General features: G+C 57.9%; 6 protein-coding genes. 5 read left to right on the top strand and 1 reads right to left on the bottom strand.

Annotated features, from left to right (window positions below; all coding sequences use genetic code 11):
* The first annotated feature begins 120 nt into the window (after window positions 1-120).
* The 5 genes from E1297_RS42120 (at window position 121) to E1297_RS42140 (ending at window position 7,144) form a co-directional block, all read left to right on the top strand.
* Window positions 121-1,002: a LysR family transcriptional regulator gene (locus tag E1297_RS42120; protein WP_155148986.1), complete on the top strand. Its 882-nt coding sequence runs from the start codon at window positions 121-123 to the stop codon at window positions 1,000-1,002.
* A gap of 86 nt (window positions 1,003-1,088) precedes the next feature.
* Window positions 1,089-2,789, top strand: a complete 1,701-nt coding sequence (locus E1297_RS42125; protein ID WP_155148988.1) for an NAD(P)H-dependent oxidoreductase subunit E — start codon at window positions 1,089-1,091, stop codon at window positions 2,787-2,789.
* 13 nt (window positions 2,790-2,802) lie between these two features.
* Window positions 2,803-5,586 carry a formate dehydrogenase subunit alpha gene (gene fdhF / locus E1297_RS42130; protein WP_155148989.1) on the top strand — a complete coding sequence of 928 codons (2,784 nt, stop codon included), beginning with the start codon at window positions 2,803-2,805 and terminating at the stop codon, window positions 5,584-5,586.
* Between the two features lie 116 nt (window positions 5,587-5,702).
* A complete protein-coding gene (locus tag E1297_RS42135) occupies window positions 5,703-6,479 on the top strand; it encodes a cyclase family protein (protein ID WP_155148991.1) in 777 nt (258 codons plus the stop codon).
* Between the two features lie 143 nt (window positions 6,480-6,622).
* Window positions 6,623-7,144 (top strand): thioesterase family protein, encoded by a 522-nt coding sequence (locus tag E1297_RS42140; protein WP_209016322.1) that lies wholly within the window; start codon window positions 6,623-6,625, stop codon window positions 7,142-7,144.
* Between the two features lie 6 nt (window positions 7,145-7,150).
* On the opposite strand, the gene E1297_RS42145 is transcribed toward E1297_RS42140, so the two are convergent.
* Window positions 7,151-8,133: gamma-glutamyltransferase (locus E1297_RS42145; protein ID WP_196223542.1), on the bottom strand; the 983-nt coding region annotated here is incomplete at its 5' end.

An 8,133-nucleotide genomic window follows, 5' to 3' on the forward strand; every position in this document is an offset into this window, starting at 1 on the left:
CTGTTCGTGAAAGAAGAAAGCGCATTTCACAGCCCAACTTCATAGTCGGACTACAACTATAGCTTTCACCGCGTCGCAAACGCGTTACTGTGCATCTGGTCAGATTTGGGACAACGCCGAATGATCGAAATCCGCGATTTGCAATTGCTCAGCGCTTTGGCGCGGCATCGACACTTTGCCAAGGCGGCCGAGGAGTGCGGGATATCGCAGCCTGCCTTTTCCATGCGCATTCGCAACCTTGAGGATCGGCTGGGCGTCTCCATCGTCCGTCGCGCCAATCGGTTTCAGGGTCTGACTGAGGAAGGCGAGATGATCGTCCAGCGGGCACGTCGTATACTGGATGATACCAAGGCGCTGGAACAGCAGGTGCTGGCTGCAAAGGGCGAGATTACTGGTACTCTGATCCTCGGTGTGATCCCAACTGCAATTGCATTTACCGGACGGCTCACCAAGCGATTGCGGCAGGCGCACCCGCGTATTGTGACGCGCATCGAGACGATGTCCGCTTCTGCCATCCAGCATCGGTTGGACGAGGGGAGTCTGGATGCAGGCGTGACCTATGGAGACAGTATTGGGACTGATCTTCGTCAGGTGCAGCCGCTCTACGAAGAGACGTACGTATTGCTCGTACCGACGCATATGACAGATGAAACCGGGCCGGTTCCCTGGGCGCGTGTGGCCGAGTTTCCGTTGAGCCTGCTAGAGCCTCAGATGCAGAACCGGCGCATTCTCGATCGAATCTTTGCTGATCAGGGGCTGCATCCCGATGTTGTTGCCGAAACCAGCGGATTTACAGCGTCTATGGTCATGGCGCGCGAAGGGTTGGCGGCAACTGTTGTACCCCGTGTACTGGTTCGTGCGCTGGGCGATCTGAAGGGGACGAAGGTGCTGCCTCTGGTCGATCCTGTTGTAAGTAAACCAATTTGTCTGGCCACGCTGACGCGGGATCCGGAATTGCCAACTGTCGAGGCTTTGCGCGCTGTGGTGACGTCTTTACGGTGATAACCTGTCGTTATCGTGCGATTGAGATTTGCGATTTGACGATATGCTACTCTGATGAGAGACGGATGTCTCATACGGAGGAAAGCATGGCACCACTGGATACCAAGCCATCCGACGCAAAGGGCGTTTGGAAGTCAGGTAAAGGCAAAGGGCGGCACACGCCCAAAGGCCGACAGTTTACGGATGAAGCACAGGCCGAAATTGCGCGCCTGTTGGGCGATCGCCCGCGCCGCCGCGACCTGCTGATCGAGTTCCTGCATTTGATTCAGGATGAACATGGCCATATCAGCGCCGATCACATTGCCGCTCTGGCTGTTGAGATGCGGATCGGGCAGGCCGAGATTTACGAAACTGCGACCTTCTATGCCCATTTCGATGTGGTCAAAGAGGATGAAACGCCCCCTCCGGCGTTGACAATCCGTGTCTGCGATTCCCTGTCCTGCGAAATGGCTGGTGCTCAGCAGTTGCAGAAGGCGCTGGAAGATGGGCTTGATCCTTCCGAAGTTCGTGTGCTGCGCGCGCCGTGTATGGGCCGTTGTGACACCGCTCCGGTGCTTGAGATCGGTCACAACCACATCGACCATGCGACACCGGAAAAAGTGCAGGCTGCCATTGCTGCCGATGACACCCATGCTCATCTACCCGATTACGAAACCTTTGCGGCCTATGAGGCTGATGGCGGCTATGCCAAGCTGAAAGAACTGCGCGACCGTGGCGACTGGGAAAAGGTACAGGAAGATGTCCTGTCCTCGGGCTTGCGCGGTCTGGGCGGTGCTGGTTTCCCGTCCGGCAAGAAGTGGGGCTTTGTTCGCATGAACGAAGGTCTGCGCTATCTGGCCGTGAACGGCGATGAGGGCGAGCCCGGTACATTCAAGGATCGCTACTATCTGGAGCGTACGCCGCATGTCTTTCTTGAGGGCATGCTGATCGCTGCCTGGGCGGTCGAGGCACAAACCTGCTTCATCTACATGCGCGACGAATATCCAGCCGTTCTGGAAATTCTTCGTCGTGAGATTGCCGCTCTGGAAGAGGCCGGAATCGTTGAGCCAGGCTACATCGACCTGCGCCGAGGTGCCGGTGCTTATATCTGCGGTGAAGAATCCGCGATGATCGAGTCGATTGAGGGCAAAAAAGGTCTGCCGCGTCACCGTCCTCCGTTCGTGGCGCAAGTTGGGGTGTTTAACCGCCCAACGCTCGTGCACAATGTTGAGACACTCTATTGGGTCTCGAAGATCTGCCGCGAAGGGCCGCAGCTTCTTAATTCTGTTGAAAAGAATGGCCGCAAGGGTCTGCGCAGTTACTCGGTTTCAGGCCGTGTGGCGAAGCCCGGTGTTTACCTGCTGCCAGCAGGGTCGACCATTCTTGACGTGATTGATGCCGCCGGCGGCATGGCCGAAGGTCATGTGTTCAAGGCGTATCAACCGGGCGGGCCGTCGTCAGGTCTTCTCCCCTCCAGCATCGACGACGTCCCGCTCGACTTTGACACACTGCAGCCGTTGGGCACCTTCATCGGGTCCGCCGCCGTGGTGGTTCTGTCCGATCAGGATACCGCACGCGACGCGGCGCTGAACATGCTGCGCTTTTTCGAAGATGAAAGCTGCGGCCAGTGCACGCCCTGCCGGGCGGGTTGCGAAAAGGCGGTAAAGCTGATGCAGGCCGACAAGTGGGATCAGGACCTACTGGAGGACCTGTGTCAGGTCATGGGCGATGCCTCGATCTGCGGTCTGGGGCAGGCGGCCCCGAACCCGATCCGCCTGGTCATGAAACACTTCGCAGACGAAATCTGAGGGAGACAGAGCCATGCTTGATGCAAGCCCAACCAAGACCGTCACCTTCAATCTGAACGGCGAAGACGTTACCGTCCCCGAGGGCTGGACCATCTGGGAAGCCGCCAAGGGGCAGGGGTTCACTATCCCGCACCTGTGCCACAAGCCACAGCCGGGCTATCGCCCCGACGGCAACTGCCGCGCCTGTATGGTCGAGGTGGAAGGCGAGCGCACTCTGGTCGCCTCGTGTATCCGTCCTGCAGCCGAGGGAATGGTCGTCAAGACTGACAGTGACCGCGCCGAGAAATCACGCGCCATGGTCATGGAACTGCTGGTTGCCGACCAGCCCGAGGAAGCGCACGATAAATCGAGTCACTTCTGGGATATGGCCGAGCTGAATGATGTCAGCGAAAGCCGTTTTCCGGCGAAAGAGGCCGACAAAATCCCGCTGCTGGATGACAGCCACGTGGCGATGCGCGTCAATCTGGACGCCTGTATCAACTGCAACCTCTGCGTCCGGGCATGCCGTGAAGTGCAGGTCAATGACGTGATCGGCATGGCCGGTCGCGGACATACCGCGCAGGTGGTGTTCGACCAGAACGACCCGATGGGCGCATCGACCTGTGTGGCGTGTGGCGAATGCGTTCAGGCCTGCCCAACCGGGGCGCTGATGCCTGCCACCGTGCTGGACGACCAGCAGAAGGGTGACAGCAAGGACTACGATAGCGAAACCGAAAGCGTCTGCCCGTTCTGCGGTGTGGGCTGTAAGGTCTCGCTGAAAGTCAAAGACGGCAAGGTCAAGTATGTCGAGGGCATCAATGGCCCTGCGAACGAAGGTCGCCTGTGTGTCAAAGGTCGCTTTGGCTTTGATTATATCCATCACCCGCACCGCCTGACCAAGCCGTTGATCCGGCGTGAGGATGCGCCTGAGAAGGGCCTGAACGTCGATCCGGGCAATCTGTCGACCCACTTCCGCGAAGCAACGTGGGAAGAGGCGATGGATCTGGCCGCCACCAAACTGAAAGCTCTACGCGCCGAAGATCCGCGTTCGGTTGCAGGCTTTGGTTCGGCCAAATGCACCAACGAAGAAGCCTATCTGTTCCAGAAGTTCATTCGTCAAGGCTTCAAGCACAACAACGTCGACCACTGCACGCGTCTGTGTCACGCCTCTTCCGTTGCGGCGTTGATCGAAAACGTTGGTTCAGGTGCGGTGACCGCGACCTTCAATGAGGTCGAAAACTCGGACGTGGTGATCATCATCGGGGCCAACCCGATCGAGAACCACCCGGTTGCGGCGACCTACTTCAAGCAGTTCACCAAACGTGGTGGCAAGCTGATCGTGATGGACCCGCGCGGCGTTGGCATGCGCAAGTTCGCAGACGAGATGCTGCAGTTCCGTCCGGGTGCTGATGTCTCGATGCTCAATGCGATCATGAACGTGATCGTCGAAGAGGAACTGTACGACAGCCAGTACATCCACCGCTGGACCGAAAACTGGGAAGCCGAGAAAGAGCACCTGCGTCAGTTCACGCCCGAGGCGATGGCGCCGATTTGTGGCATCGAACCGGATCAGTTGCGCCGTGTCGCGCGCACCTTTGCGCAGGCCAAGGCCGGCCTGATCTTCTGGGGTATGGGGGTTAGCCAGCACATCCACGGAACGGACAACTCGCGCTGCTTGATCAGTCTCGCGTTGATGACCGGCAATGTCGGTAAGCCCGGTGCCGGTCTGCACCCGCTGCGTGGTCAGAACAACGTGCAGGGCGCGTCTGATGCGGGCCTGATCCCGATGTTCCTGCCGGACTATCAGTCGGTCACCGATGACAGTATCCGCGCGAAGTTCAACAACGTGTGGGACTCAGATGATTTCTCGAACGAGAAGGGCCTGACAGTCACCGAGATCATCGACCAAGCCTATGCGGGCAACATCAAGGGCATGTACATTCAGGGTGAAAACCCGGCCATGTCCGACCCAGATGTTGGCCACGCGCGTGATGCGCTGGCCAAGCTGGAGCTGATGATCGTGCAGGATATCTTCCTGACCGAAACAGCGAACTACGCCGACATCATCCTGCCGGCCTCGGCGCTGTATGAAAAGAACGGCACCGTGTCGAACACCAACCGTCAGGTGCAGCGGGTGCGGCCCGCCGTGGCACCTCCGGGTGAGGCACGTGAGGATTGGAAGATCACAGTCGAACTGGCACAGCGGATCGGTCTGAACTGGGATTACACCGATGTGTCTCAGGTCTTTGACGAGATGAAGCTGACGATGAACTCGCTCGACAACATCACTTGGGATCGTCTGAAGACCGAAACCATCACCTACCCCTCGCTCAGCGAGACTGACCCGGGGCAGGCGATTGTGTTTGGTAATGGCTTCCCGCGTGCTGACGGCAAGGCCCGGTTCACTCCGGCCAGCGTCATCCCACCGGATGAGGCACCGGATGAGGAATATCCGATGATCGCCACCACGGGTCGTCAGCTGGAGCATTGGCATACGGGTTCGATGACCCGCCGGTCGAATGTTCTGGACGCTGTTGAGCCGGAAGCGAACTGTTCGATGAACCCGCGAACGCTGAAACTGATGGGGATCGAAGCGGGTGAAATGATCCGTCTGACGACCCGCCGCGGCTCAATCGAGATCATGGTGCGGGCTGACCGAGCCATTGCCGAGGATATGGTGTTCATCCCGTTTGCCTATGTTGAAGCAGCGGCGAACATCCTGACAAACTCGGCCATCGACCCCTATGGTAAAATCCCCGAGTTCAAGTTCTCGGCGATCCGGGTTGAGAAGATCAAAGACGCCATCGCGGCGGAGTAATACCACTACCACTCACGAAGCAGGATCAGGCGGCCCGAAAGGGTCGCCTTTTTCACTTCTTGACAGTCGCTTACGCGCAGCCAACCCTTAGGTCGAGTGCAGCCGGGGAGGAATTCATGCCGCGCCGTTTTGTCGATCTGTCCGTACCTCTGGAAACCGGTATCGTATCGGACCCGCCGATCATGTTGCCGGAAATTGAGTACATGAGCCATGCCCAGACTGCAGAGCAGGTCATGTCATTCTTTCCAGGATTGAAAAAAGAAGACCTGCCCGGTGGGGAAGGTTGGGCCATTGAACGGCTTCAGATCGCGACACATAACGGAACCCATCTGGATGCGCCGTATCACCATCATTCGACAATGAACAAAGGCGAGCGTGCGATCACAATCGACGAAGTCCCATTAGAATGGTGCATGAACCCCGGCGTAAAGCTGGATTTCCGCCAATTCGATGATGGCTATGTCGCCACCGCAGCCGACATCGAAGCCGAACTGAAACGCATCGGTCACGAGTTGCAGCCGCTTGACATCGTTGTAGTCAATACTGCTGCCGGGACACGCTATGGCGAGGTTGACTATCTGATGAAAGGCTGCGGGATCGGGCGCGAGGCGACGCTCTATCTGACAGAGCGTGGGGTACGTGTAACCGGCACCGATGCCTGGAGCTGGGACGCCCCGTTTCCTTTGACCGCGCAGGAATATGCAGAAACGCATGACCCCTCGATCATCTGGGAGGGACACCGCGCCTCGATGGATATCGGGTATTGCCACATCGAAAAGCTGACCAATCTGGAAGACCTGCCACCAACAGGGTTCGAGATTTCTTGTTTCCCTTTCAAGATCAAAGGTGCTTCTGCCGGGTTTGTACGGGCCGTGGCTATTTTTGAGGAATAGGTCTCTTTTCATGTGATTAGGTGTCTGATGCGTCCAATTTGGTCAGCGTACCGAACAACGTTGCGACCCAGATAGCGACGCAGGTTTTCGCGACGGGCGCTCTGCTGCATCATGAGTGCATGAACACACGGAGGAAGATGTACGTGTCATCAGCTGAAACGACAGGAGCGGGATACGACGGGCCCTATCCCGCGCCGATCGAAGTTCATGGTTTTACCGCAAAACCAGAGTGGATCGACTACAACGGCCATATGAATGTCGGCTACTACGGGGTCGCCTTTGACAACGCGCTCGAGGTATTCATGGTTGACCATCTGGGGCTGGGTGAAGTGCAGGTGGCTCAGTCCGGGCAGGGCCCATACATCATCCAGTCGCATCTGCATTTTGTCCGAGAGGTCTTGGAAGGTGAGGCGTTTTATATCCGAGTTCGCCTGCTGGATGCCGATCACAAGCGCGGGCACTACTTCGCTGAGATGTTGACTGAGTCCGATCACAGCCTGTGTGCAACGCAGGAAGCGTTGTTTATGAATGTCTGCCACGAAACGGGGCGCTCCATACCTTATCCCGACTGGGCCGCTGCTCGACTTGCGCAAATGGTGCAGGATCACAGCGAACTAGAGCCGGTATCCCAGATCGGCCAACCAATCGGCATTCGCCGGAAATAGGTGAGCTTAGCGCCCAATCGCATAGGCCTGCATCAGGCGCGGAGTCGCTGCGGCATGCAGCAGGCCGTCAGGCTGTCGGCGCGCCGCCGTCAATCTGCCCACAGTCCAGGGCTCTGCCTGTTCGATTTTGTGGCCGCGGGCCTGAAGGTTAGCGATCGCTTCGGGCCCAAATCCCGGCTCGATCATCAAATGCCCGGGCCTTGTTTCGCGAGGATAGAACGAACTTTGGAAGTGAGCTGTATGGAACAGCGGTGCATCAATAGCTTCCTGAAGGTTCATGCCATGATGAACCAGTCTTAGCAGATAGATGAGCTGCCACTGATCCTGTTGGTCGCCACCGGGTGTGCCAAAGGCAAGTTCGCTGCCATCAGGTGCACGTGCCATGCTGGGCGACAGGGTCGTACGCGGGCGTCGGCCGGGGGCTAGTGAGGTTGGCAATCCCTCCTCAAGCCAGAACATCTGAGCGCGAGTGTTGAGCGGCATTCCTAGCCCGGGAACAACTGGAGAAGATTGCAGCCACCCGCCCGAAGGTGTGGCGGATACCATGTTGCCCCAGCGGTCGATCACGTCCAGATGTACCGTATCGCCGCGCTTTTCAGTCAGATGCGCCATGGTAGGCTCACCCGCGCCGATCTGATCTGTCGGCTGATAGGCTTCTGACGCATGGGCAAGCGCCGCATCGACCCAATGCTCATATCCGGGAAGACGACCCGGTCTTTGATCGGTTGATGCAGAAGCACTGATCAAAGCGCGGCGCGCATCGGCATATTCTGCTGACAGAAGTGTATCGATGGGAATGCCTACCTGTGTCGGGTCCCCGTAGTAAGCCTCACGGTCGGCAAAGCTGAGCTTCATTGCTTCAGTCACGAGATGGACAAACTCGACATCATCTGCGGCGTTCAGATCGAACCCGGCCAGCAGATTGAGCGATTGCAACAGCGTGGGTCCTTGGGTCCAGGGGCCCCCCTTCCAGACAGTCCAATCGTGAT

Source organism: Roseibium sp. RKSG952 (assembly GCF_009711355.1).